At 64.4% G+C, this 25,470-nt stretch carries 24 protein-coding genes and 1 pseudogene; 9 read left to right on the forward strand and 16 right to left on the reverse strand.

Annotation, left to right across the window (positions count from 1 at the left end; translation table 11 throughout):
- Positions 1-120 precede the first annotated feature (120 nt).
- A complete protein-coding gene (locus tag FPZ08_RS11595; RefSeq protein ID WP_146290168.1) occupies positions 121-1,305 on the reverse strand; it encodes a phosphoserine transaminase in 1,185 nt (394 codons plus the stop codon).
- Between the two features lie 204 nt (positions 1,306-1,509).
- Here FPZ08_RS11595 and FPZ08_RS11600 point away from each other — a divergent pair, with 204 nt between their 5' ends.
- The 8 genes from FPZ08_RS11600 to FPZ08_RS11635 all read left to right on the forward strand — a co-directional run bounded on the left by FPZ08_RS11600 (position 1,510) and on the right by FPZ08_RS11635 (position 9,255).
- Positions 1,510-2,448, forward strand: a complete 939-nt coding sequence (locus FPZ08_RS11600) for a LysR substrate-binding domain-containing protein (RefSeq protein ID WP_186766957.1) — start codon at positions 1,510-1,512, stop codon at positions 2,446-2,448.
- Between the two features lie 119 nt (positions 2,449-2,567).
- Positions 2,568-3,665: a fatty acid desaturase family protein gene (locus FPZ08_RS11605; RefSeq protein ID WP_146290170.1), complete on the forward strand. Its 1,098-nt coding sequence runs from the start codon at positions 2,568-2,570 to the stop codon at positions 3,663-3,665.
- Positions 3,662-3,994 (forward strand): MocE family 2Fe-2S type ferredoxin, encoded by a 333-nt coding sequence (locus FPZ08_RS11610; RefSeq protein ID WP_146290171.1) that lies wholly within the window; start codon positions 3,662-3,664, stop codon positions 3,992-3,994. Before FPZ08_RS11605 ends, FPZ08_RS11610 begins: the two co-directional genes overlap by 4 nt.
- Complete coding sequence (locus tag FPZ08_RS11615; RefSeq protein ID WP_186766958.1) at positions 3,984-5,225, forward strand: NAD(P)/FAD-dependent oxidoreductase; 1,242 nt, start codon at positions 3,984-3,986, stop codon at positions 5,223-5,225. The genes FPZ08_RS11610 and FPZ08_RS11615 overlap by 11 nt, the downstream gene beginning before the upstream one ends.
- Positions 5,222-6,532 (forward strand): type III PLP-dependent enzyme domain-containing protein, encoded by a 1,311-nt coding sequence (locus tag FPZ08_RS11620; RefSeq protein ID WP_146290173.1) that lies wholly within the window; start codon positions 5,222-5,224, stop codon positions 6,530-6,532. Before FPZ08_RS11615 ends, FPZ08_RS11620 begins: the two co-directional genes overlap by 4 nt.
- A gap of 72 nt (positions 6,533-6,604) precedes the next feature.
- Positions 6,605-8,056, forward strand: coding sequence for an ABC transporter substrate-binding protein (locus tag FPZ08_RS11625; RefSeq protein WP_146290174.1), 1,452 nt, complete (start codon positions 6,605-6,607; stop codon positions 8,054-8,056).
- A gap of 58 nt (positions 8,057-8,114) precedes the next feature.
- Positions 8,115-8,642 (forward strand): hypothetical protein, encoded by a 528-nt coding sequence (locus tag FPZ08_RS11630; RefSeq protein WP_146290175.1) that lies wholly within the window; start codon positions 8,115-8,117, stop codon positions 8,640-8,642.
- Positions 8,623-9,255: a glucuronyl esterase domain-containing protein gene (locus FPZ08_RS11635; protein WP_146290176.1), complete on the forward strand. Its 633-nt coding sequence runs from the start codon at positions 8,623-8,625 to the stop codon at positions 9,253-9,255. The genes FPZ08_RS11630 and FPZ08_RS11635 overlap by 20 nt, the downstream gene beginning before the upstream one ends.
- 7 nt (positions 9,256-9,262) lie before the next feature.
- On the opposite strand, the gene FPZ08_RS11640 is transcribed toward FPZ08_RS11635, so the two are convergent.
- The 14 genes and pseudogenes from FPZ08_RS11640 to FPZ08_RS11700 all read right to left on the reverse strand — a co-directional run bounded on the left by FPZ08_RS11640 (position 9,263) and on the right by FPZ08_RS11700 (position 22,731).
- Positions 9,263-10,108 (reverse strand): fumarylacetoacetate hydrolase family protein, encoded by an 846-nt coding sequence (locus FPZ08_RS11640; RefSeq protein ID WP_146290177.1) that lies wholly within the window; start codon positions 10,106-10,108, stop codon positions 9,263-9,265.
- Entirely contained in the window at positions 10,105-10,449 is a 345-nt protein-coding gene (locus FPZ08_RS11645) for a hypothetical protein (RefSeq protein ID WP_146290178.1), read from the reverse strand. Before FPZ08_RS11645 ends, FPZ08_RS11640 begins: the two co-directional genes overlap by 4 nt.
- A complete protein-coding gene (locus FPZ08_RS11650) occupies positions 10,433-11,284 on the reverse strand; it encodes an amidohydrolase family protein (RefSeq protein WP_186766959.1) in 852 nt (283 codons plus the stop codon). Before FPZ08_RS11650 ends, FPZ08_RS11645 begins: the two co-directional genes overlap by 17 nt.
- A complete protein-coding gene (locus FPZ08_RS11655) occupies positions 11,281-12,072 on the reverse strand; it encodes a DUF2264 C-terminal domain-containing protein (protein WP_425457602.1) in 792 nt (263 codons plus the stop codon). Before FPZ08_RS11655 ends, FPZ08_RS11650 begins: the two co-directional genes overlap by 4 nt.
- 105 nt (positions 12,073-12,177) lie before the next feature.
- Positions 12,178-13,181: pseudogene (locus FPZ08_RS22800) on the reverse strand (DUF2264 domain-containing protein); the annotation flags it as partial.
- A gap of 3 nt (positions 13,182-13,184) precedes the next feature.
- A complete protein-coding gene (locus tag FPZ08_RS11660) occupies positions 13,185-14,339 on the reverse strand; it encodes a glycoside hydrolase family protein (protein ID WP_186766961.1) in 1,155 nt (384 codons plus the stop codon).
- A 47-nt stretch (positions 14,340-14,386) separates the two neighbouring features.
- Positions 14,387-15,349 carry an aldo/keto reductase gene (locus FPZ08_RS11665; protein ID WP_146290182.1) on the reverse strand — a complete coding sequence of 321 codons (963 nt, stop codon included), beginning with the start codon at positions 15,347-15,349 and terminating at the stop codon, positions 14,387-14,389.
- A 13-nt stretch (positions 15,350-15,362) separates the two neighbouring features.
- A complete protein-coding gene (locus FPZ08_RS11670) occupies positions 15,363-16,364 on the reverse strand; it encodes an ABC transporter ATP-binding protein (protein WP_146290183.1) in 1,002 nt (333 codons plus the stop codon).
- Positions 16,365-16,373: 9 nt separating this feature from the next.
- Complete coding sequence (locus tag FPZ08_RS11675; protein ID WP_146290184.1) at positions 16,374-18,302, reverse strand: DUF8034 domain-containing protein; 1,929 nt, start codon at positions 18,300-18,302, stop codon at positions 16,374-16,376.
- 72 nt (positions 18,303-18,374) lie between these two features.
- Positions 18,375-19,412: an ABC transporter substrate-binding protein gene (locus FPZ08_RS11680; protein ID WP_146290185.1), complete on the reverse strand. Its 1,038-nt coding sequence runs from the start codon at positions 19,410-19,412 to the stop codon at positions 18,375-18,377.
- On the reverse strand, positions 19,409-19,825 hold the full coding sequence (locus FPZ08_RS11685) for a hypothetical protein (protein WP_146290186.1): 417 nt from the start codon (positions 19,823-19,825) through the stop codon (positions 19,409-19,411). Before FPZ08_RS11685 ends, FPZ08_RS11680 begins: the two co-directional genes overlap by 4 nt.
- A gap of 58 nt (positions 19,826-19,883) precedes the next feature.
- Positions 19,884-20,780 (reverse strand): carbohydrate ABC transporter permease, encoded by an 897-nt coding sequence (locus FPZ08_RS11690; protein WP_146290187.1) that lies wholly within the window; start codon positions 20,778-20,780, stop codon positions 19,884-19,886.
- Positions 20,780-21,697, reverse strand: a complete 918-nt coding sequence (locus FPZ08_RS11695) for an ABC transporter permease subunit (protein WP_146290188.1) — start codon at positions 21,695-21,697, stop codon at positions 20,780-20,782. The genes FPZ08_RS11690 and FPZ08_RS11695 overlap by 1 nt, the downstream gene beginning before the upstream one ends.
- The gene (locus FPZ08_RS11700; RefSeq protein ID WP_146290189.1) at positions 21,697-22,731 is read right to left on the reverse strand and encodes a LacI family DNA-binding transcriptional regulator; all 1,035 of its coding nucleotides are present in this window, start codon (positions 22,729-22,731) and stop codon (positions 21,697-21,699) included. The genes FPZ08_RS11695 and FPZ08_RS11700 overlap by 1 nt, the downstream gene beginning before the upstream one ends.
- Positions 22,732-22,850: 119 nt before the next feature.
- On the opposite strand from FPZ08_RS11700, the gene FPZ08_RS11705 reads away from it, so the two are divergent.
- A complete protein-coding gene (locus FPZ08_RS11705; RefSeq protein WP_186766962.1) occupies positions 22,851-24,752 on the forward strand; it encodes a heparinase II/III domain-containing protein in 1,902 nt (633 codons plus the stop codon).
- A gap of 42 nt (positions 24,753-24,794) precedes the next feature.
- On the opposite strand, the gene FPZ08_RS11710 is transcribed toward FPZ08_RS11705, so the two are convergent.
- Positions 24,795-25,301: an ABC transporter permease gene (locus tag FPZ08_RS11710; protein ID WP_146290191.1), complete on the reverse strand. Its 507-nt coding sequence runs from the start codon at positions 25,299-25,301 to the stop codon at positions 24,795-24,797.
- Positions 25,302-25,470: the final 169 nt, after the last annotated feature.

Raw genomic sequence — 25,470 nt, forward strand, 5'->3', positions numbered from 1 at the left:
ACCTGCATGAAACTGGGTGAGGCCTCATCCTGAGCTTGTCGAAGGACGAGGCCGGGTTCGGTGCAGGTCACCCTCGTCCTTCGACAGGCTCAGGATGAGGGTGACTGCGAGATCGCGTGATCAGGCGGCGGCAGCCGTAAGAGCCTTGAGCTCTTCGGCGAAGGCATAGTCCAGCCACGGCGTCAGCGCCGCGAGGTCGGAGGCTTCCACGGTGGAACCGGCCCAGATGCGCAGGCCCGAAGGGGCGTCCTTGTAGGCGCCGATGTCATAGGCGACGCCTGATTTGTCGAGGCGCGAGACGATGGCCTTGGCAAAGGCCGCCTGCTGGTCGGCCGCGAGCGCCGTTACAGCAGGATCGACGATGGACAGGCACACCGAGGTGTTGGAGCGATTGGCCGGATTTTTCGCCAGGAAATCGACCCAGTCGGTCTTGGCGACCCAGTCGGCCAGCACCTTGAAATTGGCGTCGGCGCGGGCCTGCATGCCCTTGAGACCGCCAACCGTCTTGCCCCATTCCATCGCGTCGATGGCATCTTCGATGCAGATCATCGACGGGGTGTTGATGGTCGCCGCCTGGAACACTTCCTCGAGCAGCTTGCCGCCCTTGGTGAGGCGGAAAATCTTGGGCAGCGGGCGGTCTGGCTTGAAGCTCTCGAGCCGTTCGACGGCGCGGGGGCTGAGGATCAGCACGCCATGGGCGGCTTCACCGCCCAAAGCCTTCTGCCAGGAGAAGGTGACGACATCGAGCTTGGCGAAATCGAGATTCTGCGCGAAGGCGGCCGAGGTCGCGTCGCAGATGGTCAGGCCCTTGCGGTCGGCGGCAATCCAGTCGCCATTAGCGACGCGAACGCCCGACGTCGTACCGTTCCAGGTGAAGACCACGTCGCGGTCGAAATCGACCTGGGCGAGGTCGGGCAATTCGCCATAGGGAGCGTCGATCACGCGCACATCATCGAGCTTGAGCTGCTTGCTCACATCGGTGACCCAGCCGGCGCCGAACGACTCCCAGGCCAGCATGTCGACGCCGCGGGCGCCCAAAGCGCTCCACAGGAACATCTCCACCGCACCGGTATCGGAAGCGGGGACGATGCCGATGCGGTAGTCGGCGGGAACGTCGAGCAATTCGCGCGTCAGGTCGATGGCGCGCTGGATGCGGGCCTTGCCCGGCTTGGAACGGTGCGACCGACCGACCAGCGCATTGGCCAGCGCTTCAACCGTCCAGCCAGGACGCTTGGCACAGGGGCCCGACGAAAAATTGGGGTTAGCCGGTTTGACCGCCGGTGCGGTTTGGGGCGTATCAGCCATATCAAGCGGCCCTCCCAGGCCTATGCGCCTCTCGTTAGGGAGAGGTGTCCTGAGGCGGGAGATACGCCCAACGGGCCTTGGCCGTCAATGAGTCTTTTGCAGGTGCCTGCTTGGGCATTGTCGCGGCTTGCAATCGGCGCAGCTGCTGGTGCAGGCTTTCGGCCAGACGGTTCGCGGTGAACCGGCCACATGAGGTATATAGGCGTGGCTAGGAAGCTGGATGCCAGTCTCGCATCTGATCTGTGGTTCTTCCGGGTGGCCGCCGAACAGCGGTCGATGAAGCAGGCGGCCAGCGAACTGGCGCTCACCCAGAGCGCCGTGACGCAGCGCATCCATCGCCTTGAAGAGCGGCTGGCGATCAGGCTCTTCAACAGGACTAACAAGGGCATCCACCTCACCGAGGCCGGCGCGATGCTCTATGCCGACCTCAGCAAGGGCTTTGACCTCATCGCCACTGCGCTGACCAATGCCAGCAATGTTGCGGCCTATGGCCGGGTGACGGTGAATTGCGTTCCATCCCTGGCGTTGGAATGGCTGGCGCCCCGCTTGTCCGACTTTACCGAGGCCAACCCCAATATCACCGTCACCTTGCTGGCGGACATGACCATGCTCGACACGACGCAGATGAGCATGGGCGGCATCGACGTGGCCATCCGCTATTCTCCGACGCCACCGTCAAGAGTCCAGGTGATCGCCGAGTTTCAGGAATGGCTCTATCCCGTGGCAACGCGCGACTATATCGAGCGCTACCAGGCCAATCCCGAGGAACGGATCACCCTGATCCACGATGCCGATCCCTGGACCGACACGCCCTCCAAGGTCGCCGAATGGATCATGTGGATCGAGGCCAATGGCCGGCCCTGGGGACGGCGCACGCGGAACACGTATTTCAACATGGCCTACCTGGCCTATCAGGCGGCATCGGGTGGCAATGGACTGGCCATGGGGCGCCATTTGCTGGTGAATGCTTATATCCGCAATGGCCGCATGATCGCCCTGCCCGGCCATGAACCCATGCCCGGCCCGCGCTATTTCGTTTTGAAGCGCCCCGCGGAAAACCGCGATGATATCGACATTTTTGTTGCGTGGCTGATCGAGCAGATGCAGGGCGTGGCCCCGCCGGACAAACCGTCTGTCTATTAGCTCAACTAATAGCAAAGCTAGGAGATGTAATTCGTTTCGCCCCGGAGCCGCGGGCTATGCTGCGCCCCAATGCGATGGCTGCTGACGCGGCCTGCCTGCTGCAGATTGGGAGCGAGACGATGAAGCCTACTGCCCGCGATTATTCCCTGATCGGGCGGAACGCGGAACTGGCCGTGGCCTCCGGCCTGGCAGCAGCCGAATGGTACCAGACCGATATACCCCGCTCGACCATAAAGGCGCTGATGAAGCGCTCGGACGGACCGGCCATCCGGGACACGCTCATATGGTTTGCCCTGCTCGTAGGGTGCGGCGCGGGCGCCTGGTATTTCTGGCCCTCGGCGTGGTCGATCCCGTTCTTTCTTGTCTATGGCGTGTTCTACGCATCGGCGGCGGATTCCCGCTGGCACGAATGCGGGCATGGCACCGCCTTCAAGACGCGCTGGATGAATGACGTGGTCTATCACATGGCCAGCTTCATGATCCTGCGCGAGCCCACCATCTGGCGCTGGAGCCACACAAGGCACCATACCGACACCATCATCGTGGGCCGGGACCGCGAGATTTTCGGGCGGCGCCCGATCGACTTCGCCAAGCTGATCCTGAGCATCGTGCCGGTCTGGAACGTGTGCAAGGCGGTCTACAATATCACCCTGCATGCGCTGGGCCGCCTGACCGCGGAGGAGAAGACCTTCATTCCTGAAATGGAATGGCCGAAGGTTTATCGCGATGCGCGGATATGGCTCTCGGTCTATGCCGGCATCATTGCGCTGGCCGTCGCGCTGCAATCATGGATGCCCGTGCTGCTATTCGGGCCGGTGCCCAAGATCTATGGCCACTGGCTCGCCTATTACCTGGGCGTGCTGCAGCATGCCGGGCTGGCCGAGGATGTGCTGGATCACCGGCTGAACTCGCGCACCGTCTACATGAATCCGGTGCTGCGCTTCGCCTACTGGAACATGAACTATCACATCGAGCACCACATGTTCCCGATGGTGCCCTATCACAAGCTCCCCGAGCTGCATGAGATCATGAAGGCGGATACGCCCCCGCCGGACAAGAGTACCTTCCACGCCTATCGCGACATCCTGCCGGTGCTGTGGCGGCAGAGCAAGGACCCCGACTATTTCCTGATCCGGGAATTGCCGCCCACCGCCAAGCCATACCGCTCGGACCTGCATGGCGGCACCGTTATCGTCAACGCGGCGCAAGCCTCATGAGCGGTGAACTGACCTGGCACCAAGCCTGCAACAGCGACGACGTCGAGCTGGAAGACGTGCTGGGCGTCACCATCGCCGGCAATCGCGTCGCCATCTATCGCAGCCCCGATGACCGTTTCTATGCCACCGAGGGCCTGTGCACCCACGAGCAGGTCAAACTCGAGGACGGGCTGGTGATGGACGACATCATCGAATGCCCCAAGCATAATGGCCGGTTCAACTATCGCACCGGCGAGGCCAGGGGCGCCCCGGCCTGCATCAACCTGCGCACCATGCCCACCAAGGTCGAGGGCGGCGTGGTCTATGTCGGACTGGCCAATGGCGGCTGACCCCATTGTCATTATCGGCGGCGGGGAAAGCGCGGCCTGCGCCATTGCCGGACTACGGTCCGAAGGCTATCGCGGCCCGGTTGTGTGGGTGTGCGAGGAAGCCATCCACGCCTATGAGCGCCCGACGCTCTCCAAGCAGTTTCTCGGCTCCGGCGATGCGCGGCCATCGAGCGTCATTCCGGCGGAACTGCTCGACGACCCCGGCATCGACATCCGCCTCGATACCAGGGCAACGCACCTCGATGCCGGCAATCGCCTGGTGACGCTGAATGGGTCGGAGCAGATCGCCTATTCCGGCCTGCTGCTCGCGACCGGTGCCGAGGCGCGCGACCTCGACCTTCCCGGCCGCAACCCCGCCCGCTGGTTGACCCTGCGCCGGGCGAGCGATGCGGCGCGGTTGCGGCCCTGTCTCAACGCGCAGAGCCGCATCGTTATTGTCGGCGCCGGCCTGATCGGGCTCGAACTTGCTGCGGCGGCCCGCATGGCGGGTGCCCAGGTCACTGTCATCGAGAGCCAGGACCGGCCTCTCGCCCGAGTCCTGCCGCCCGCCATAGCGGACATCGCCCTGGCCCGGCATCGGCGCATGGGTGTGGCGTTCCAGTTTGGGGCGAGCATTGCCGGCGTGGAGAGCGGGCCGGAGGGCGAACGGATCGTGCTCGGCTCGGGCGCCGAAATCACTGCCGATCTGGTGCTGGTCGCCATCGGCAGCGTGCCCAGAACCGAGCTGGCGGAAAGCGCCGGCCTCGCCATCGCCAATGGCGTGGCCCTGGATGCGCAATTGCGGACTTCGCATCCTGATATCTGGGCCAGCGGCGATTGCTGCGCCTTTCCGCTCGATGGCCGCATGGTACGGCTCGAAAGCTGGGAAGCCGCGCGGCTCTTGGGCGAGATCGCCGGACGCAACATGGCCGGCCGTGCGCTGCAGGCCGATATCCTCCCATGGTTCTGGTCGGACCAGTATGACCTCGGCATCCAGGGCCTCGGCCTGCCGCCGGATGGGGCGACGGTGGTTCACCGCACCTTGGGGCCGGACAGCGCGCTCGCGTTTGTCCTCTGCCCAGAGGGTCGCCTGCGGGCCATTCAGGGCATAGGGCCGGAAACCTCGATCGCCAAACATATCAAGCGCGCCAGACAGTTCATCCGCGACGGCGCGGTCTCCGACCCCGCAATCCTGCAGGATGCGGACCAGTCCATCTGGGCGGCCTTCCGGCCGCTGGCGGTCGCGTCATGAACCAGCTTCCGTTCAATCCCGCCCTGTCGGCAAGCATCTATGCCGAAGCGCTGGCCGAACTGGCGGCGCTCGACCTGGCCCCCGGCACCAAGGGCCTGCTGCCGCAAAACTGCCCGATCCCGTTCGGCGACGTGGGCCGGAAAGGCTGGAACCTGTTCCGCAGCGACGTGTCCTTCCCCGTCGCCACGCTGCGCATGTCGGCACTCGAACGCAACAGCCGGACCATGCAGACCTATCTGGGCGCCAACGGGGTCTCGCTGGCGCCGCATGGCAAGACCAGCATGGCGCCGCAGCTTTTTGCCCGGCAGATCGCCGACGGCGCCTGGGGCATTACCATTTCTAGTGTCGCCCATCTGGCCGTGTGCCTGCATTTCGGTTTCAGGCGCCTGATCATCGCCAACCAGGTCATCGGCACTGCCGAGATCGACTATGTGGCGAGCGTGCTGGCCCGGACGCCCGACCTGGAACTCTTCATCCTGGTCGACTCGGTGGCGGGCGCGGAAAGGCTGGCGCGCTGCCACCAATCCGGAAACCTGCCGCAATGCCTGCTGGAAATCGGCTATACCGGCGGCCGCGCCGGTTGCCGTAGTATCGAAGACGCACTCGCCACTGTAGCCGCGATCCGCAGCGCCGGCCTGCCGCTGCACGGTGTTGCCGGCTTTGAGGGTCTGCTTCCCGATGTGGCGCTGGTCGACGAATTCCTCGACCGCATCTGCGGCATTGCCGTGCAATGCGACGCGCTGAATGCCTTTGCCGATCCCGGTGAAATCCTGCTGTCGGCGGGCGGCTCGGCTTACTACGATCGCCTGGCGCAGCGGCTGCAGGCCTCGGCATTGGCCGGGCGGACCCGGATGGTCGCCCGCAGCGGTTGCTACCTGACCCACGATTCCGGCACCTACGAGACGGCTTTCGCCGCCGTGCGCCAGCGCGATCAGGCTCTGCCGGCCGATGGCTTCGAGCCCGCTCTGCTGGTCTTCGCCCAGGTCCTGTCCCGGCCCGAACCCGAAAAGGCGATCATCTCGCTCGGCCGCCGCGACGTGGGCACCGATGGCGGCATGCCGGTGCCCTTGCTGCATTTCCGCCCCGGCCGTGACGCCGGCCCAGCGCCTCTCGGCAGGGACATGCACCTTACCGGCGTCAACGACCAGCACGGGCATCTGGCCCTGCCGGCCGATGCCGACCTGGCGGTGGGAGACATAGTCGGCTTCGGCATCTCCCACCCCTGCACCACCTTCGACAAATGGCAGGTGCTGCTGGCGGTCGATGACGACTGGACGGTCATCGATGCCATCAAGACCTTTTTCTAGCCCGGCGGCGCGCTGCCTTTGCGCCTGCCGACCACCAATACGGCTCTGGTAAAATCAGGAGGAAGACCGAGCATGATGAAGAAGACCAAATGGATGCTGGCCATGGCGGCCGCGATGCTGGCCAGCACGGCGGCATTGGCACAGGATGTTCCCACCCTGCGGATCATGACCCTGTTCAATCCCGACGCCACCTGGACCAATGATGGCGTGGATGCGGTCGAAGCCGCGCTGAACCCGGTTCTGGAGGAAAAGATCGGCGCCCATATCGATCTGATTCCGATTCCGTGGGGCGACTACAACCAGCGCATGAGCCTGGTCATGTCGTCGCGCGAGCCGTTCGACATCGCCATGACGTCGTCGTGGATCAACAATTTCTACCGCAATGTCAGCCAGCAAAACCTGCTGGCGCTGGACGAGTATCTCGATGACGTGCCGCAACTGCAGGCGGACATTCCGCCCGAACTGCTGAAAGTCGGAACCGTCAACGGCAAGCTTTACGGCATTCCGGTGCAGCAGATGTTCCCGAAAACCTTCGGCTTCAACACCCGCGCCGACCTGGTCGAGAAATACAATATCGACCTGGCCTCGATCACCTCATACGAGCAGTTGACGCCCATCTTCGAGGAAGTCGTGGCCGGCGAAGGCGAGGGCTTCTATGCCTTCGGCGGCAAGGTGGCGGCGGCGGCCGAACTGTTCGGCTATGACCCTGTCGCGACCTCGGGCACCTACACGCTGCTTGCCGTGAAGATGGACGATCCGGAGCGGAATATCGTCAACTTCTACGCCACGCCCGAATATCGCGCGCAGGTCAAGCTGCGCCGCCAATGGCATGAAATGGGCCTGACCGATCCCAACCCGATGAACCGCGACCAGTTCCTCTCCGCCGTCACGGCGGGCACGGTCGGCTTCAACATGGACAGCGCCCAGGACCGCCCGACGCATCGCATCTTCCAGGGCCTGCCCTTCCAGCCCAAGCGCATCGCGCCCATTGCCTTGACCACCGCGGCGATGAACGCCTCCATGTGGTCGGTATCGGCCGACAGCGAGCATCCGGTGGAAGCCCTGCGGCTGATCCATCTGCTCAATACCGATGCCGAAGTGGTCAACGGTCTGGCGCTCGGCGTCGAGGGCGTCAACTGGCAGTGGAATGCCGACAAGACCCTGGTCGAGCTGCTCGACAAGGCGTCCTATTGGCCCAATATCAAGTGGGTCTGGGGCAACAGCTTCCTGATCTATCCGCAGAAGGCATCCGATATCGCCGATAACGAGGAATCCCTGCGCATGAATGCCGAGGCGACACCCTCCGTCATGCTCGGCTTTGCCTTCGATATCACCCCGGTCGAGAATGAAATGGCCGCTCTGGGCTCCATCATTCCCAATCTCGAAGCCCTCGATAACGGGCGCGTCGAGGATGTGGACAGCTTCCTTGACCAGCAGCTCGCGGAAATGGAGGTTGCCGGCCTGCCGCGGGTGATCGAGGAATTGCAGCGCCAGATCGACGCCTGGCTGGCCACTTCGAACTGATCTATGCGGGCCCGCGGAAATCCTGCGGGCCCGACCACATTCGCCCATGGAGGGGTTCATGACCGGCGCCGTCACTACACTGACCGAGCTCAATTTCGACGACAGCCTGGTATCGGAAGCGGTCCCTGCCCTCTTTGAAGCCGGACGCGTGCCCGAGAATGCGCGGGCGACCTGGCTCGATCGCTTCGCGCGGGAAATCTATGGCGTCATGCCGCCGGCCCCCGACAGCATCACCATCGAACGCTTTCCGATTGCCGGCGAGACCGCCGAGCGTATTTCCATCACGCTGAAAGTCGCAGAACGGCAGTTCAGGGTAGACGCTGCGCTCTGGTTGCCCGCCGGGCATGACGGCAAGCCGCTTCCGATCGCGCTGGGCCTCGATTTTCTCGGCCCGGCCGGCACGTTTTTCGGCGATGGCTATCCCATCGACCCCGATGCGCGGATTTCCCGCTCGTCGGGCGGCCGCCTGTCCGAGAGCCATCGCGGCATTACCGGCTATCGCTGGCCGGTCAAGCAGATCAACGACGCCGGCTATGCGGTCCTGACCCAGCTGCTACGGCTCATGGGTGCCGGATTCCGAGAGTGAATGGCAGGGCGTCGGCGTCTGGCCGCTCACCCGGCCGGACCCGGCCCAGCCGCAACCGGGCGCCATCGCCCTTTGGGCCTGGTCGATCAGCCGGCTGATCGATGTGGCCGAACGGCTTCCCGAGATCAACGCGAGCCGGGTGATCGCCGCCGGCCATTCGCGGCTTGGCAAGGCCGTCCTGCTCGCGGCGGCCAGTGACACCCGCATCGGCGCCGTGCTGGTCAACAATTCCGGTTGTCTCGGCGCCAGCCTCAGCAGTCGCGATCTGGGTGAGACCCCGGCGGAAATGCTGGCGCGGTTCCCGCATTGGACCTCCCCCAATCCGGCGCCGGCAGGCGCAGCCCCGCTTGATCAGCACCATCTGCTGGCTTCGGTTGCGCCGCGGCGCCTCTATGTCGCCAGCGCCTCGGAGGATCACTGGTGCGACCCCAAGGGGGAATATCTCGCTCTCGCGGGCGCCGCGCCGATGTGGCAGCAGACCCTGTCCCCGTTGCAGGAAGCGTGGCACGAGGATGCCGAATGCCGGTCCGGCGCCATCGGCTGGCACCTGCGGCCGGGGCCGCACGACATTCGCCCCTATGATTGGGCGCGCTTCCTGCGCTTCGTCGCCTGACCGGCAGTTACTGCACTGCGGCAACAACGTTGCGCAGCAATCCGACCCGCTCGATTTCCACCTCGACCACCATGCCCGCCGTGAGGAAAACCGGCGGCTTGCGCCCGGCACCGGCGCCGGCAGGCGTGCCGGTGACCAGCACGTCGCCCGCGGCCAGTGGCGTGAAGCGGGAGACATAGGCGATGATGTCGCGAACCGAGAACAGCATGTCCGCCGTGCTGGCGCTCTGCATGACAGCACCGTCGACGCGCGTGGCTATGGCCAGTTGGCTCGGATCGCCGACCTCGTCCGCCGTGACCAGGAATGGCCCGAAAGCGCCGGTGCCGGGAAAGTTCTTGCCGGCGGTATATTGGCTGGAATGGCGCTGCCAGTCCCGCATCGTCGCGTCATTGTAGCAGGCATAGCCCGCGATATGGTCCAGCGCCGCCGCCTCTGCGATGCCGTGGCCGGGCGTGCCGATGACGACGGCGAGTTCGCCCTCGAAATCGAACATCGCCGATTCCGCTGACAGGGTCAGATTTTCGCCATGCCCGATCTGGGTATCGGCGAAGCGCACGAACAGCGCCGGGTAGTCCGGGCGGCCGGTTTCATCGCCATGGGCGCGGTAATTGAGGCCGACGCAGATGATCTTGCCCGGATTGGCGATCACGGGCGCATATTGCAGCGACGCGAGCGGATAGGGCGTGCCGTCCCGCAGGGCCGCAGCCGCCACCTGCTCCAGAGCCTGCCCGGCAATGGCGCTCTTGAGGTCGGGAAACTGCCCCCGCATTCTGTCGGGAACGGCGTGGATCACCTCACCGCTGACAGGGCCGTAATGGGCGCTATCGCCGACGTTGAAGCTGGCAAATTTCATGATCCATGGGCTCCGTCTGGTGTTGAGGCACCGCCTGCAAGGGCGAGCGAAAAGATGATTGGGGCCGGCCGCCAGGGCTCAGCAAAGCATTCGGCAAGCGAGGCATGCCAGCGCGCGGCCTGTTGTTTGCTCTCCTCGGTCGGCTCGACCGGTGGGCCGGCATGGCGCCGGGTCAGCATGACGAGCAGGTCGTCGAGCCGGTAAATGTCCAGGATGTCATAGCCGCGCCGCGTATTGGCCGCATGGGGCGGCGTCATGCCATCGTGGATGGCTTCGTAGAGCGCGATCTTGTCGCGATGCAACCGGCAGACAAAGACCTGCAATTCAGGCTGTGCGGTCATGCGCATCCTCCAGTCTGTAGACCCGCATGGCATTGCCGCCGAACACCGCCGCGGTTTCCGCTTCATCGAGATCATCGAGCAGTTCCCGGCACAGCTGCAGCCAGTTGCCATAGCTGTCCCCCTTGGTCAGCACCGGCCAGTCGCTGCCCCAGAGCAGGCGCGACGGCCCGAACAGGTCACGCAGAATGGCGACATGCTCGGCCACGATGGTGCGATCTGCCCCCGGCGGAAGCCGGGTCAGGAGGCCGGAAAGCTTGCAGGAAACATTCGGTTGTCCCGCGATTTGCCGCATGCTTTCACGCCATTCACCTCGCACTTTGCCTGCGGAAAGGTCGGGATTGCCACCATGATCGACGATCAGGTTCATGCCGGCATGGCTCTGAGCGAGTGCGGGGATCAATCCGAGCGCCGGACCGACTGCAAGACAGTCCAGCGCGAGGCCGTACCGATCGATCGCACCGAGCGCAGCGCCAGCTGAATCGGTGAGTGCGCCCGCACTGTCGGACAGCGCGGTGAAGGGCGGACGGAAGCCGACCAGGAGTGGCGTTTCCGCCATGCGGGCGATGCGGTCGGCCACGCCGGCCCGAGTGATTTCGAGCGGCGCCACGATGCCGCGAACGAAGCCGGCTGCTGCCGCATGCCTGCCGAGTTCGGCCAGCTCGTCTTCGCTATTGGCTGCCTGCACCAGGATCGTCCCGCCTATGCCGGCATCGCGCAATTGCGGGGCCAGTTCGGCGACTTCGAAATTGCGGCGCAACACGGCGTCGGCGGGTGGGATCCAGTCATAGAGGCCGGTTTCGAGACGCCAGAAATGCTGATGACTGTCGATGATCACGCCCGGCCCAGACCATTGGTGGCGCGGTCGCGCGCGACGAGGAAGCTCACGGCATTCTGCGATGTCGCATGCCAGCCCTCGGGCGGTTTGGCATGCGCGCGCAGATGTTCGAACAGCGGCTCCAGCACGGGTAATGCCGGCGGGCCTGCCGCCACCGCCGCCTTGTCGGGCGAAGCGGCAAACCAGCTGGCCAGCATGTGACGCCCCGGCGCGATGGTCAGCCGGGCCTGCGGCACCACGGCGCGCGGGAAATAGAGATGCGAGCCCGGTGCGCCGATCTGGTGCTGCAACGTCACCGGCGCCGGGGCGGCCAGCACAAGCAGCGCCGAGGCGTCATCGCTGGTCGTCAGTGTGATCGTATTGTCCGTCGCGGCCAGGCTGACCGAGGCGCGGCTCGGCATGGGCAGGGAGAACCCACCCTCCGCCAGATCGAGACCGATTTCGGTATCGATGGCATGCACGCGGAAATGGCCGACGCCCGCGGGAATGCTGGCTGTTTCCACCGTCACGCCGGGCAGCGGGCTCCATCTGGAATATTGCATGCCATCGACGATGCCATGGGCATCGCTGTGCTTGCGCATGGCGAAGTGAATGCCGTCGGCGCTCAGCGCCAGCATGGAGTCGAAAGCCCCATAGGCAAAGCAGCGGCTGTCGCGCTCGACGCCAAAACCGTAGCGGGTGGAATAGGCGAATTTGCCGTATTTTTCGGCGGTGTGCAGGAAGCGATCGGCTGCCTCCTGGCCGCCGGCCAAAACCGTGACCACGCCCTTGTGGCGCTGCATGACCATGCCGGGAACCGGCTGGATGCGCGCCTCGGGCTCGGTGGCGGGCGCTTCCTCTGCCGCCTGCCAGAAGGCGTGGTCGGCCGGCAGCGCCAAGGGCAAGAAGGCCTTGAAGGCCCAATAGGGGCTTTGGGCGGAAGTATAGAATTCGGCGACTACCGGATTGGGATAGGCATAGCCCATGGACAGCACGCCATCGCGGTCCAGCGCCTCGGTATTTTGCCACCAGCGGATATTGCCCAGCGCCAGGCGCTTCAGCGCGCCGGGGCCGAATGCGGAAGCATCCGCGAAGGCCGCCGCGCTCCAGAACGAACCATGCGCGAAGCGATAAGGCAGGCTGCGGCCATAGGGCAGAGCCGCACCATCATCGGCGAACCATTCGCGGAACTGCCGGCCGAAAGCCGTGGCCCGGTCGCGCAATCGCTTGCCGCGCACCGCGTCCCCGAGAATTGGGCATAGAGCAGGCCATAGAAATGCATGGCGAAGCCGACATAGTGATCGACCTGCGGGCGGTGGCCGTCGGACGACCAGCCATCCGGCCCCATGGCGCAGGATTCGAGAAAATCCAGCAACGCGTCGCGCTTCTGTCGGTGGGTGTCGTAGCCCAGCGCGTTGAGCGCCAGATGGGCGAGTACCGAGAAATAGCCCCAATTGTTAGGCGGCGACTTGACCTCGGTCACCTGCCGCAGCCAGCGCACGAGATTTGCCCTGGCCTTGTCGTCCAGTAGCGCCCAGCTCTTTTCCGGCACCAGCATCAGGGTGAAGGAGATGGCCGCCGATTCGACGATGCGCTGGTCGAAATCCACCACATCGCCCCAATATTCGGGATGCTGGGGGTCCACGCCATTGCCGAGGCCCTTGAGCACTTCCGGCCAGAATGGCAGCTCATACCCACCCTTCAGCAGGGGCGCCAGGCCCCAGAGCGGCCGCGCGAAGCCTTCGAGCTCGGCCGATTCCACATCGAAATCCCCGGCGAACGGCGCCAGGCGCACCCTGGCGCGGCCCGGCGAATAATAGGCCTCGAGCGGGGCATGCAGGGAGCGCAGATAGGCCGCCATTTCATCGCGGGTGGTGACCGGCGCGGCATGGCGCGGATGGGTGGGAGCGGCACTCATGGCTTACCAGAAGAAGCGGTGATGGCCGGCGGCGCGCATCAGCGCCTCCATCAGGTAATAGTCGCCATAGGGCAGCATGCTGCGCACACGGCCCTTGGGCACGTTGGCGGCGCCTTCATCGAGAAAGCCATGCGCTTGTGGGTTGTCGGTCAGGTCGCAGCGCTGCAGCAGCCCGTCGAGCAGCCGCAGGCCCATGGTGTGCCAGCGCCGCCGCTCGTCGCCTTCGACGAGACTCGCCAGCAGCAGGTAGCCGGCCGCCGCGATGGCTCCGGCTGAACTATCGACCGGCATATTGTCTTCGCGCGGCGCATCGAAATCCCAGACCGGCACCATGTCATCGCCCATGAGCTGCTCGAACCTGGCGCAGACCTTGCGCGCCGCTTCGAGGCTGAAGGCCTCCCCCGACAGGGCATAGGTCTGGGCGAAGCCATGGATCAGCCAGGCCTGCCCGCGGCTCCAGCAGGAGGCATCGGCATAGCCCTGATGCGTCGCGCCGCCGACTGGCGCGCCTGTTCTGGGATCGAAGGCGAAGGTGTGGAAGCTGCTGCCATCGGGTCGCACAAGGTATTGCGCCGCCGTCTGCGCGTGGCGCGTGGCGATTTCGGCAAGGCGCGGATCGCCCTCCTGCTCGGCAGCCCAATAGAGCAAAGCCAGGTTCTGCATGGTGTCGGCGATCATGCGCCCCTTGACGAACCGCGCCCAGGCCTCGCCCTTTTCATTGTTATCGAAGGCGATTTTCTCGTCCCAGGCCAGCAGGTAGCCGCCATTGTCGACGAAGCGGCTGGCCAGCAGGCGCGCACCGCCAAGCGCTCGCTGCCGTGCCGCCTCCCGGCCGGTCAGCCGATAGTCCGCGACGCAGCTCAGCGAGAAGAGGAACCCCAGGTCATGGTCATGCCAGTCCGTCGTGACCAGCAGCCTGTCATAATAGGCGTCGCGCGCCCGGGCGCGGCCCCGGAAATAGTCGCGACCGGTCTCCTGATAGGCCAGCCACAGCGTGCCGATGCGGAACGAGGCCACCCAGTCATGCTCAGGGCAATAGGTCCAGCTCAGGTCGGCATTGCCCAGTCGCGGCGCCCGGTCGCCATCGATGTCGGACACGCGCTGCAGCAGGGCGATGCACCGCGCCAGCGCCGCGGCGTAGGGATCGTGACGGTCCATGCCATGCTCCCCGGCGGGAGCGGGCCGTGCAACTTCGAAAACAGTCATTATTTGTCCAATGAATAGTGGCGGGCCAGCCCGCATTCGGCGAGGCGGGCCCAGAATTCGGAAGGGATCGGGTATTGGTAATTGGCGAAATTCGCCGCCAGTTGATCGGGGCTGGCCGTGGCCACCAGCAGCGACGGAATGGCAGGGTGATCCTTGGCAAACTGCAATGCAGCAGCCGGCAGGGGCACGCCATATTCGACGCAGACCGCCTGCAACTGCCGGGTTTTTTCCAGCATGGCCTCATCGGCCGGGCGATATTGGAACAGCGCGCCGGGAACGGCGCCGGTGGCCAGGATGCCGGTATTGAACACGCCGCCCAGCAATATGGAGGTCGATTCCTCGCCGCAGAGCGGCAGCAGTTCCGGCTCGGCTTGCGGGTCGAGCAGCGTATAGCGCCCGGCCAGCAGGATGATATCGAGCGCCACCTGTTCCATCACGCGCAGGCAGATGTCGACGCCATTGACGCCGATGCCGATGGCGGCGCAGGCGCCTTCGCGGCGCAATTGCTCCATCGCCTTCCAGCCGGAATCCATCAGGTCGGCGAAGTGGCTGCGCTCGCCATGGACGCCATAGCTTTCCGGGCCGATATCGTGCACCAGCAGGATGTCGAAGCGGTCGAGCCCCATGCGCTGCCGGCTTTCCTCCACCGAGCGCATGATGCCGTCATAGCTGTAATCGAGCTGTCGCTGCAGCGCGCCGGTGGCATCGGGCGCCAATAGCCGCCCCACCTTGGTGGAGAGGGTGAATTCACCCCGCGGCTTTTCGGCGAGGAACCGGCCCATGCGGACCTCGGAAATGCCCGGTCCATAATGGGGCGCGGTATCGAAATGCCTTATGCCGCCGGTCCAGGCGGCTTCGAGCACGGCCTGGGCTCCGGCCTCGCTGACCGTCTCGATGCTGGCGCCACCAAAGGCCAGTTCGCAGATTTCAAGATCGGTTTTGCCGACCTGCCGGAAACGCATCCGCGTTCACTCCTCAGTTGATGCGTTTGCCCGCTGCATCGAACAGGTGCACATGCTCGGGCTGGGGCGTGACGTGGATGGTCTGCCCCTGCGCGGCGAGATAGGTGCCCTCGGCCCGCAGGATGACCGGCCCGAGGGCCCCGCCATCGGCATGCACGATCGTGTCGGCGCCCAACTTTTCGACATAGGTCACGGTCAACGGCCAGGCATCCGGCCCGTCCCCGATCACCAGGTTTTCCGGCCGCACGCCCAGATGCGTGGCTCCCGCCTTCGCGGCGACATCCCCGCCGAAAATGTTCATCTTGGGCGAGCCGATGAATTCGGCGACGAAAATGCTGGCCGGCTTGTTGTAGAGATCGAGCGGCTCGCCGGTCTGCTCGATGCTGCCCTTGTTGAGCACCACGATCGTATCGGCCATGGTCATCGCCTCGACCTGGTCGTGGGTGACATAGACCATGGTCGCGCCGAGCCGGGCATGCAACTGCGCCAGCTCGATGCGCATCTGGTTGCGCAGGGCGGCGTCGAGGTTGCTCAGCGGCTCGTCGAACAGGAACACTTTGGGATCGCGCACGATGGCGCGGCCGATGGCGACCCGCTGCCGCTGCCCGCCCGAAAGCTCGGCCGGCTTGCGCTTGAGATAATCGGTCAGTTGCAGGATGGCGGCGGCGCCGCGCACGCGCTCCTCGATCTGCGGCTTGGGCATGCGCGCGATTTTCAGCCCATAGGCCATGTTGTCGTAGACCGTCATATGCGGATAAAGCGCATAGGATTGGAACACCATGGCAATGCCGCGCTCGGAGGGCTCATTGTCCGTCACATCGACGCCGTCGATAAAGACGGCGCCTGATGTCACTTCCTCGAGCCCGGCAATCATGCGCAACAGCGTGGATTTCCCGCAGCCCGACGGGCCGAGCAGGACCGTGAACGATCCGCCCGCCAGCGCGAGCGACAGGCCGGGAATGACCTCCACATTGCCGTAGCTCTTGGTGACATTGTCGATTCTGATATCGGACATCGATCCTCCTCAGGCGTTGGTGCGCGACGCATAGGCCGCATAATCGGGCAGGTCATAGCCGGGCTCGGCGGCGAGGCGGGCCAGGCCGACATCGAGCCGGATCGTGCTGGCCGGCGGCAGGTCCACCACCATGTAGCGACCGCCAATGGCCGTGGCCTCGCCTGCCCCATCGACGCGAACCGCGGTGATGCGGTGCTCGCCATGGAACCCGCCCTGCACCAGCACGCGACGGGACTCGGTCTTGGAGAGGTTCACCAGTTGCAGCCCGGCGCTGGCTTCGCCCACGGCGTAAACCAGCGCAGCGACATCCTCCGGCAGGCCGGGACGGCCCTGGTCGGGATCGAAATGGCGGAAGCAGCTCTGGATGAAGCCGCCATTATAGAGCGCCTGCGGCGCCCCCAGCGTCAGTTGGATCAGCGCTTCGGTCGTCACCGGATTGTGGTTCTGCCAGTGATGGATATGCACGGTGCTGAGATCGGCGACGTCGGTGCGCACCATCTCGAGGCGATGCTCGACCTGTTCGGCAGCGTGCCGCAGGGCGATCTCGGGATAGTCGGGATTGTTGCCCTCGAGGAATTTCAGCCACGGCCGGTCATGGCTGTCATCGCCCTTGGAATGGAACGGATAGCTCTGCGTCCAGTCATAGGGTTCGTCCTGCTCCAGTTGCACCATGCGGGCGCGGTCGGCGGGCGACTGCGTGACGGCCCAGGTCTGCACCAGGTTGGCGAGGCCGATGGTCTGGAAATCGAACCAGCCGCTATCCTTGTAGCGCTTGGGCATGACATAGGTGTCGTAGCGCCCGGTCACTTCAGCCGCATTGCGGACCCAGGCATTGGAAATCGAGGATTCGATGGTGCGGAAATCCTCGATGCGCTTGCCCTTGGCATAGAGCATGTCGAAGTGCCGCCCCGGCAGGTCGAGCCAACCGGTATCGCCGGTCAGCATGGTGGTGTTGATGGCGGCGACCGTGGCCGCGTCGATCACGCTGTCATAGCCATGCGGCCAGCTCCAGCCATAGGCCGCGCCATACCAACGCCCGTCGAAATATTCGCCGACCGCGCCGCCCAGCCCGACATTGTCGGGCAGCACGCCATCATTGGCCTCGGCGCGCGCCCACCAGCCATCGACATAGCGCACCACCCATTGCCGGAAGACCGGATCGCGCGTCATCAGGAAGGCATTGGTGACCAGGCTCGTCACCGGCAGGTTGGCGACACTGTCGCCCTTGCCCATACGCTCGTTCATCGAGGCGATCAGGCGCTTGCTGTTTTCGGCGCGGCGCGGGTCGTTATGCCAGGCCGCGATATCGTCATAGGAGGTGATGCCGGGCACGTCGTCGAACGGCAGGCCATAGGGCGCCATGCCCTTGGACCACATGGAATCGCCGTCGATATAACCCCAGCGCGGGCCCTTGGAGCCGTTATGCACGGCGCGGATGATATTGTGTTCCTCGTCGTAGTTCGGCGCTTCCGGCTCGGCATTCATGTAGAAGCCGGCAAAGCGGCGCGCCCGCTCCTGCAGCTTGGCATTGTCGGGGTCCGCCGCGCAGAGGAAATAGAACAGCAGATTGCCTTCGCTCTGGTGGAACTGGTCGTAACCGACCTCGTATTCGTTATGCACAAGGCCGAAAGCGGCGCCCTGCACGGTCATCGCTTCCCACTGGCGATGGCCCTTGTCCAGCAGGTGCGCCGGGGCACCCAGCAGGTAAGCGAGCGGGAAATTGTAGAAGGACTCGTAGAGATCATCGAGCCCGTCCCGCCCCTGCACCCAGTTGTCGCGATAGATCAGCGTGCCGTCTGCCTTGAGATATTTGGCCAGGAACGGCTCTACCGCCGTGCCGAGGCGCGCCAGCAGGTCGCGCTCGGCAACGGCCCAGGCCGGTGGATTGGCACAGGCCTGGGTGGCTTTCACGCCGGGATGGGCAAATGATTTGGTCATTGAAAAAAGCTCTCGGCGGGAAAGGGTGTCCGCCGGCGCGGGAAGACGCCGACGGACCGGTCCGGGAGGACCTTACTGTTGCTGCGCTGCCCACTCGGCGATCTGGCGGGTCATTTCTTCCTGCACCCGGGCCAGGCCGGCGGCTTCGAGCGCGGCGATCTGCTGGTCGATATAGCCATCCACGTCCTCGACGCGGCCGCCTTCCAGCGGTTCGAAATTAGCGAGGATCGAGGACATGGCCGCCACTTCGTTCTCGACCGGCGAGGTATCGAAGGAGAAGCCCAGGATGACCGAGGCGACGGCCTCGGCATTGACCTTTTCCGCTTCGGCATTATCGGCCGCATCGGTGGCGCGCTGCGGATAGGCCAGGTAGCTGTTGCCCCACACCCAGTTGATATTCGGCCAGTAGGAGGCGGTGTCCAGCAGCTCGACCAGGCCGGTATCGGCATTGTGCTGCCAGTTCACGCCCTCGATGCCCAGCGACAGGATGTTGAATACCTCGGCATCGGTATGCAGCAGGGTGATCAGCTTGAGCGCTTCGACCGGGTGCTGGCTGTCGGCGGAGATGGCCATCATCGACGCATTCATCGCCGCCGTGGTCAGCACCAGGGGTGCAAAACGCTTGGGCGTGAAATCGAGGCCGAGGAAGACGCGATCCACCGGGCGATCCTGGGCGCTGTCGAGGCTGAAGCCGGTGGTTCCGGCCTGCAGCGCCGCACGGGCCTGTTCGCGGTTCTGCGGATTGGGTTCGGTCAGGCCGGCAAGATGCCATTCGCGGCGCAGCCGCATCAATTCGCGGAATTCCTCGGTGCCGTAGAGGTTGACGACCTTGCGTTCCGGGTCATCCATCTTGACGACGGCTGCCGCATTGGGCCCGAGCGCCGGGTCATAGCCAAAAAGCTCCGGCAGGGCGGCAAGACGACCGCCGAAGGCGTAATAGCCCTCGCCCTCGCCGGCCACGACCCTCTCGAAAACCGGCGTCAGGTCATCGAACCAGTCAATGGCATTGAGGTCGATGTCATACTTTTCCAGCAGCTCGGTCCTGGTGTTGAAACCGAAGCTCTTGGGAAACAACTGCTGCACGGGAATACCGTAAAGCGCGCCATTCATCGTGCCGACGGCCAGGAGTTCGGGGAGACCGCCTGCTGCAGCTCCGGCACGTCGTCCAGATACTCGTCGAGGGCCATGTAATTGCCCTGCGCCACATTGCGATAGACGTTGTTGGTCCAGGGCGCCGTCATGGAAATGTCGAACGGCTCGCGGGCCGACATCACCAGCGTCATGCGCTGGTTGTAGTCGGCCGACGGGATCGGCACGATATCGAGATGCGCGCCGATCTTTTCCTCCAGGATCGGGTTCACCTCAGCCATGACCTTGGCGACGCCGTCGGTGGTCCAGGTGCCGGTGGCACCAAAGGGCAGCATCATGCGCAGGGTGGGCACGTCCTGCGCACTCGCCAGGGCGGTGCCCATGAGCATGAACGCACCGACGGCCGCCGTGATCGACGTTATCCGCATTGTCATTGTCGTTTCCTCCTGATTGACGGGTTCTTGTGGTTGGCAGGTGTTCCCGGCGGGGAGCTCACTTGAAGGCCCCCAGGGTTGCGCCGCGAACGAGATATTTCTGGAAGACGAGGAACAGCAGGGCTGCCGGACCGGTAGCAATCACCGCGATGGCCATGCGCACGCTTTGCGCCGGAATGGCCACGCCCATGCTGGCATAGACATCGCTTTCCTGGAGCAGTTGGATGTTCTGCTGAATCTGGAACAGCAGGTATTGCAGCGTGACCTTTTCGGGGTCGCGGATGAAGTAGAGGACGTTGACCCACTCGTTCCAATAGGTGAGCGCCGTCATCAGGCCCACCGTGGCCAGAGCCGGCGCCGCCATGGGCATGGCGATCTGCAGGAAGATGCGGAACTCGCCCGCGCCGTCCATGCGCGCGGCCTCGAACACCTCGCCCGGCAAAGCCGCGAAATAGGTGCGCAGGATCAGGACGAAGAACACGTTGACCAGGTTGGGCAGGATCAGCGCCAGGTAATTGTCCACCAGCCCCAGATACTGGGTCATCAGGATGTAGAACGGCACGAAGCCGCCATTGAACAGCAGGGTGAAGAACACCGCGAAGGACAGGATGCGCCGGAAGCGGAAATTAGGCCGCGACAGGGCATAGGCCAGCAATGACATGACGAAGAGGCCGACAGTCGTGCCCACCACTGTGATGCCGATGGTGACGAAATAGGCGCGATAGATCTGCGTGCCCGTATCGGCCACATATTGATAGGCGAAAGTTGTGAAGCCCTGCGGCAACAGTGAGAAGCCCCGCCGCGTCAGCAGCGTATCATCCGAAAACGACGCCGAGACGATCAGCAGCAGCGGCATCAGTGTCGCGCCGGCGAAGACGATGAGCGCGACATGGGGCAGCGCGTTGGCGATGAACCGGTCCCACCGGAAGGTGCGTTTGCGAGCAATGGCAGTCATCAGAACAGCGCCTTGTCAGGATCGATACGGCGGACCACCCAATTGGCCAGGATGACCAGCACGAAACCGATGACGGATTTGTAGAGATCGGCGGCCGCACTCATCGACACGTTGCCGACCTGGACCAGGGCCCGGTAGATGAAGGTGTCGAGCACGTCGGTGCTCTCGTAGAGCAGCGCCTGGTTGAGCGGCACCTGGTAGAACAGGCCGAAATCGGCGTTGAAGATATTGGCCAGCGACAGCAGGAACTGGATGATCACCAGCGGCATGATCAGCGGCAGCGTGATGGTGAAGAACTGCTGCACCTTGCTGGCGCCATCCACCCGCGACGCCTCGTAGAGCTGCGGATTGATCGCCAGCATCCCCGCTAGGTAGATCAGCGTGCCCCAGCCCGTGGTCTTCCACAGCACGACGATCAGCAGGATCAGCGGCCACCAGGCCGGGTTCTGGTAGAATTCGATCGGCTGGGACAGCAGCCCGTTGATGATGCCGTTGCTGCTCAGGAACCCGAAGACGAAATAGCTGACGATCACCCAGGAGATGAAGAACGGGAACAGGAAGGTCGTCTGGTAATATTTGGCCAGCCGGCTGCGGAACACGTCGAACATCAGCGCCGAAATGAACAGCGTGAAGATGGTGCTGCCGACGATGAAGAGCCCGTTGAGCAGGATCGTGTTGCGCGAGGCATTGAGCGCGGCGGCCGAGGCGAAGAGGAATTCGAAATTCCTCAAACCGACGAATTCGCTGCCGAAAATGCCCAGCCGCGGCCGGAAATTGGTGAAGGCGATCCAGCTGCCGGCCAGCGTCGCATACTTGAATACCAGCAGCCACAGCAGCGCCGGCAGGCACATCAGCAACAGCACGATCGTCCGCTTGCGACTGGCGGAAGCGCGGCGGCTTTTGGCGACAGCAGCCATCAAGGGTTTCCTTCTGCTGTAGTCCTGACGCTGTCGCGCCAGATGATCTGGGGTGGCAACAGGATCTGCCGCGTGCCGGTCCGGCCGGTGACCTGCTCGATCAGCGTGCGGCCGGCATGCTGGCCCATCTCCCGCCCCGGCAGGTCGATCGTGGTGGTGCGGGGCGTGGTGATTTCGGCCACCGGATCAGGCAGGATCGAGACCAGCGACACCCTGCCCGGCACATCGACCCCATCTTCGCGGAGCCGGTTGAGAATCTGCGGCATGGCCACGTGGCCGCCGATGAAGAAGCAGCTCGGCACGAGCGCGGCAGTGAGCCCGTCCTTGATGGCCTGCACCACGCCATCTATGCTGAATTCGGTGTCGATAACCAGCGGCTCCAGGCCCAGCCCGGCCATGCCGGACTGATAGCCATCATGGATCAGGCGGGCGCTGAAGCGGCGCACCTTCTGATGCAGGGCATTGCCGATCAGCACGATGCGCCGGTGCCCCCTTGCGGCCACGGCCTCGACCATTTCATGGGCGCCGCGGACGAGATCGACGTCGACATAGCTGACCCCGGCCGTGTCCTCGGTCCGGCCGACCAGCACGAAGGGCTTGCCGCTCTGGCGCAGGGCCTCGACACGCCAGTCATTGGTCTGCACTTGCAACAGGGCAATGCCGTCGAACTGTCCCGAGCCGAACAGCGAGCGGAGCTTTTCCTCGCTCGTGCTGCGCGGCAGCAGGTTGACGGAGAAATCCTCGGCTTCGGCAGCATCGACGATGCCGGTAATATATTCATAGGTCACGCTGCCCAATTCGCCCGCCGTGGCATGGGGCAGCACGGCGATGACATTGCTGCGGCCCGAGGCGAGACGCCGGGCGCTGGCATGGGGCTGGTAGCCCAGCCGCTGCATGACATCGCGCACCTTGGCGATGGTTTTCGCCGACACATCCGGCTTGTTGTTGAGAATCCGCGACACTGTGGTCACGGAGACACCCGCCGCTTCGGCGATGTCGAAAATGGTCAGGTTCTGCTGAAATTCAGAACTCATTATCTCCCCTTCCGGACGTCTTCTCTTCAAATGGAAGCGCTGCCGGTAGCGCTTTCGGTAGCGCTTCCGGTATGCTATGTCAACTCGCGTCGCCAACTAACATTTTAGGAGGAATCGCGGTGGGACGGACGATTGCCAGCATGGTCGTGAATACGGATGACCTGCTCGCCCGGGTACAGGGCCCGCTCATGAAACGGCTGCAACAGGCGGTTGCCGGGCTATCCGGAACAGGCCTGAAAGCGAGGGCCGACCGGGCTTTGACGCAGGACTGGCCCGTGCTGACGGCCACCGGCTACCTCGATTTCGCCCGCACTGGAACCCGGCAGACGTTCGAGACCAAGACCCGCACCCGCCGCGACATCCTGCGCGATCTCGTTTTGGGCGAAGTGGCCGAGCGCAAGGGGCGCTATACCGAGGCGATCGTCGATGCGCTCTGGTCCACCAGCGAGGAGGCGAGCTGGTGCATGCCCTGCCACCTCTTCCTGCAGGAGGCCGGCTATGGCCTGCCCGACCCCGACGAACCCGTAGTGGATCTGGGGGTCGGCATCGCCGCGGGGCTCGTGGCGATGGCCAGCGTGCTGCTCGGCGACGAACTCGATGGCGTCAATCCGGCCATCGGCCAGCGCATGCGCCAGCAATTGCGCGAACGCATCCTCGTGCCCTGCGGCGCGCGCGAGGACTTCTGGTGGATGAGCCTCACGCCCCACCCCATATTCAAGACGATCAGGATCAATAACTGGAACCCGTGGATCGTTTCGAACTGGCTGCTGACGGCGGCGCTGATCGAAAGTGATGAAGCCGAATTCCGCCAGACCGTGGCAAAGATCGTGGCCGTGCTCGACCGGTTCGTGGCGGTTTATGGCGAGGATGGCGGCTGCCCCGAAGGGCCGGCCTATTGGAAGCATGCCATGTCGGGCCTGCTGCAATGCCTCGAAATCCTCAGCCCCATCCTCGACCAGCAGGCGCTGCAAACTGATGAGCGCCTGCGCAACATGGCGCGCTTCATCGTCGATACCCGCATTGCCGACGACTATTTCGTCAATTTCGCCGATTCAGCGCCGCGCGTCGCGGTCCCTGCCTGCCTGGTGCAGCGCTGGGCCAACCTGCTGGGCGATGAAAAGCTCGAGCGCTATGCCCGATGGCAGTCGCAATCGCAGGACCTCTCGACCAACACGGCTCCGGAACGGCTGGCCGACATGCTGGTAAGCGGGCAAAGCCTGTTCGAGGCCGTGGTGAGCTTTGCCGTATTGCCCCAACTGGACGGCCCACCTGCACCCATCGACCTGCCTCGCGATCGCTGGTTGCCCAGTCTCGACCTGCTGGTCACGCGCGACATGGCCGACAGCAGCCAGGGCTGGATGCTTGCTGCCAAGGGTGGCCACAATGACAACAGCCACAATCATAACGATGTGGGCAGTTTCGCCATCTATCGCGACGGGTTGCCGCTGCTCGTCGATGCCGGCGTGGGCACCTATACCTCGCAAACCTTCAGCGCCCAGCGCTACGACATCTGGACCATGCGCTCGCGCTACCACAATGTGCCCCTGATCGGCGGCATGGAGCAGCCGGCCGGCCGCAGCTATGAAGCCGGCCATGTGCAGCACACGATAGACGAAGCTGCCGCCAGCCTCACCGCGCGGATCGAGGGGGCTTACCCTGCCGAAATCGGCCTGTCGCGCTGGACGCGCCGCATGACCCTCGAGCGCCGCCGGGGCGTGACCATCAGCGACAGTTTCGAGGCCGCAAGCCCGCTCGACGCGAGCCTGCACCTGCTGACGGCCGCAAAGGTGGATCTGGCACAAGCCGGCGAGATACACCTGCTGCCGCGCCAATTGGGAACGGGCCATCCGTCAGGGCAAGGCATGATCAGCTATGACCCGGACCTGCTGGTCGCGGAAACCGAACATATCGAACTCACCGACCCGCCGCTGATGGCCAATTGGGGCAGTCACCTGACGCTGATCATGCTCCGCCTGCGCCGGCCTGCAGCCAGGCAAGATCTGACTATCAGCGTGCGCTGAGCCGTTCGGGACCGGCGCACGGAACCCGCGCGCCGGTCGCTTTTATCGCTCTTCCACGACGATCAGCTTGCTGAGCATTGAAACCAGGCCCACGGCAATGGCGGCATAGAGCACGATCAGCAGGATCACCGCATAGAGCTGGTCCATGGAGAACACGGTGCCGTATTTTTTCACCAGGCCACCGAGGCCGATGATCGCGATCAGCACTTCGCCATTGATGAGGCCCTTGACCCCGCGGGCGACGCCCAGCCGCAGCCCGGCGAGGAAATAAGGCGCGCCGGCGGGCAGCCTGACATCCCGGAAAATGGCCCAGCGGCTGGCGCCGAAGGAATGGGCCATTTCGATGAGCCGCGGATCGCTGGACCGCATGGCCGTCGCCGCATTGGTGGCCACGATGAAGACCGAGAAGGCGACGACCGTCGCGATACGGGTCGCCGGGCCGATGCCGAAAATCATCAGGAAAACCGGCACGAAGGCAATCAGCGGCGCCGAAAGCCCGGCCTTGACGTAAGGCCCGATGGCGACATCGACAAAGCGGGACAGGCCCATGCCGATCCCGATCAGGCTGCCGAATACCAGTGAGATGACCAGCCCGTAGACCAGCGCCAGCGTGCTGTCCAGCAGGGGGGGCCGTCACGTCGCCGCTGACCCAGAGCTTGTAGAAGGCGGCGAGCACGTCCGATAGCGGCGGCAGGGTCAGCAGGTCGGTGCTGCGGCC

The sequence above is a fragment of the Devosia ginsengisoli genome (genome assembly GCF_007859655.1).
GTDB lineage: Bacteria > Pseudomonadota > Alphaproteobacteria > Rhizobiales > Devosiaceae > Devosia > Devosia ginsengisoli.

What these genes read in the sequence shown, in the direction of transcription:
- FPZ08_RS11645 (WP_146290178.1), bottom strand. Translation starts at nt 10,449, where the DNA reads ATGACCGCACAGCCTGAATTGCAGGTCTTTGTCTGCCGGTTGCATCGC.
- FPZ08_RS11625 (WP_146290174.1), top strand. Translation starts at nt 6,605, where the DNA reads ATGATGAAGAAGACCAAATGGATGCTGGCCATGGCGGCCGCGATGCTG.
- FPZ08_RS11690 (WP_146290187.1), bottom strand. Translation starts at nt 20,780, where the DNA reads ATGACTGCCATTGCTCGCAAACGCACCTTCCGGTGGGACCGGTTCATC.
- FPZ08_RS11685 (WP_146290186.1), bottom strand. Translation starts at nt 19,825, where the DNA reads ATGACAATGCGGATAACGTCGATCACGGCGGCCGTCGGTGCGTTCATG.
- FPZ08_RS11640 (WP_146290177.1), bottom strand. Translation starts at nt 10,108, where the DNA reads ATGAAATTTGCCAGCTTCAACGTCGGCGATAGCGCCCATTACGGCCCT.
- FPZ08_RS11680 (WP_146290185.1), bottom strand. Translation starts at nt 19,412, where the DNA reads ATGAATGGCGCGCTTTACGGTATTCCCGTGCAGCAGTTGTTTCCCAAG.
- FPZ08_RS11665 (WP_146290182.1), bottom strand. Translation starts at nt 15,349, where the DNA reads ATGCGTTTCCGGCAGGTCGGCAAAACCGATCTTGAAATCTGCGAACTG.
- FPZ08_RS11615 (WP_186766958.1), top strand. Translation starts at nt 3,984, where the DNA reads ATGGCGGCTGACCCCATTGTCATTATCGGCGGCGGGGAAAGCGCGGCC.
- FPZ08_RS11605 (WP_146290170.1), top strand. Translation starts at nt 2,568, where the DNA reads ATGAAGCCTACTGCCCGCGATTATTCCCTGATCGGGCGGAACGCGGAA.
- FPZ08_RS11610 (WP_146290171.1), top strand. Translation starts at nt 3,662, where the DNA reads ATGAGCGGTGAACTGACCTGGCACCAAGCCTGCAACAGCGACGACGTC.
- FPZ08_RS11700 (WP_146290189.1), bottom strand. Translation starts at nt 22,731, where the DNA reads ATGAGTTCTGAATTTCAGCAGAACCTGACCATTTTCGACATCGCCGAA.
- FPZ08_RS11620 (WP_146290173.1), top strand. Translation starts at nt 5,222, where the DNA reads ATGAACCAGCTTCCGTTCAATCCCGCCCTGTCGGCAAGCATCTATGCC.
- FPZ08_RS11660 (WP_186766961.1), bottom strand. Translation starts at nt 14,339, where the DNA reads ATGGACCGTCACGATCCCTACGCCGCGGCGCTGGCGCGGTGCATCGCC.
- FPZ08_RS11695 (WP_146290188.1), bottom strand. Translation starts at nt 21,697, where the DNA reads ATGGCTGCTGTCGCCAAAAGCCGCCGCGCTTCCGCCAGTCGCAAGCGG.
- FPZ08_RS11675 (WP_146290184.1), bottom strand. Translation starts at nt 18,302, where the DNA reads ATGACCAAATCATTTGCCCATCCCGGCGTGAAAGCCACCCAGGCCTGT.
- FPZ08_RS11670 (WP_146290183.1), bottom strand. Translation starts at nt 16,364, where the DNA reads ATGTCCGATATCAGAATCGACAATGTCACCAAGAGCTACGGCAATGTG.
- FPZ08_RS11630 (WP_146290175.1), top strand. Translation starts at nt 8,115, where the DNA reads ATGACCGGCGCCGTCACTACACTGACCGAGCTCAATTTCGACGACAGC.
- FPZ08_RS11655 (WP_425457602.1), bottom strand. Translation starts at nt 12,072, where the DNA reads ATGGTCATGCAGCGCCACAAGGGCGTGGTCACGGTTTTGGCCGGCGGC.
- FPZ08_RS11710 (WP_146290191.1), bottom strand. Translation starts at nt 25,301, where the DNA reads ATGGGCCTGTCCCGCTTTGTCGATGTCGCCATCGGGCCTTACGTCAAG.
- FPZ08_RS11595 (WP_146290168.1), bottom strand. Translation starts at nt 1,305, where the DNA reads ATGGCTGATACGCCCCAAACCGCACCGGCGGTCAAACCGGCTAACCCC.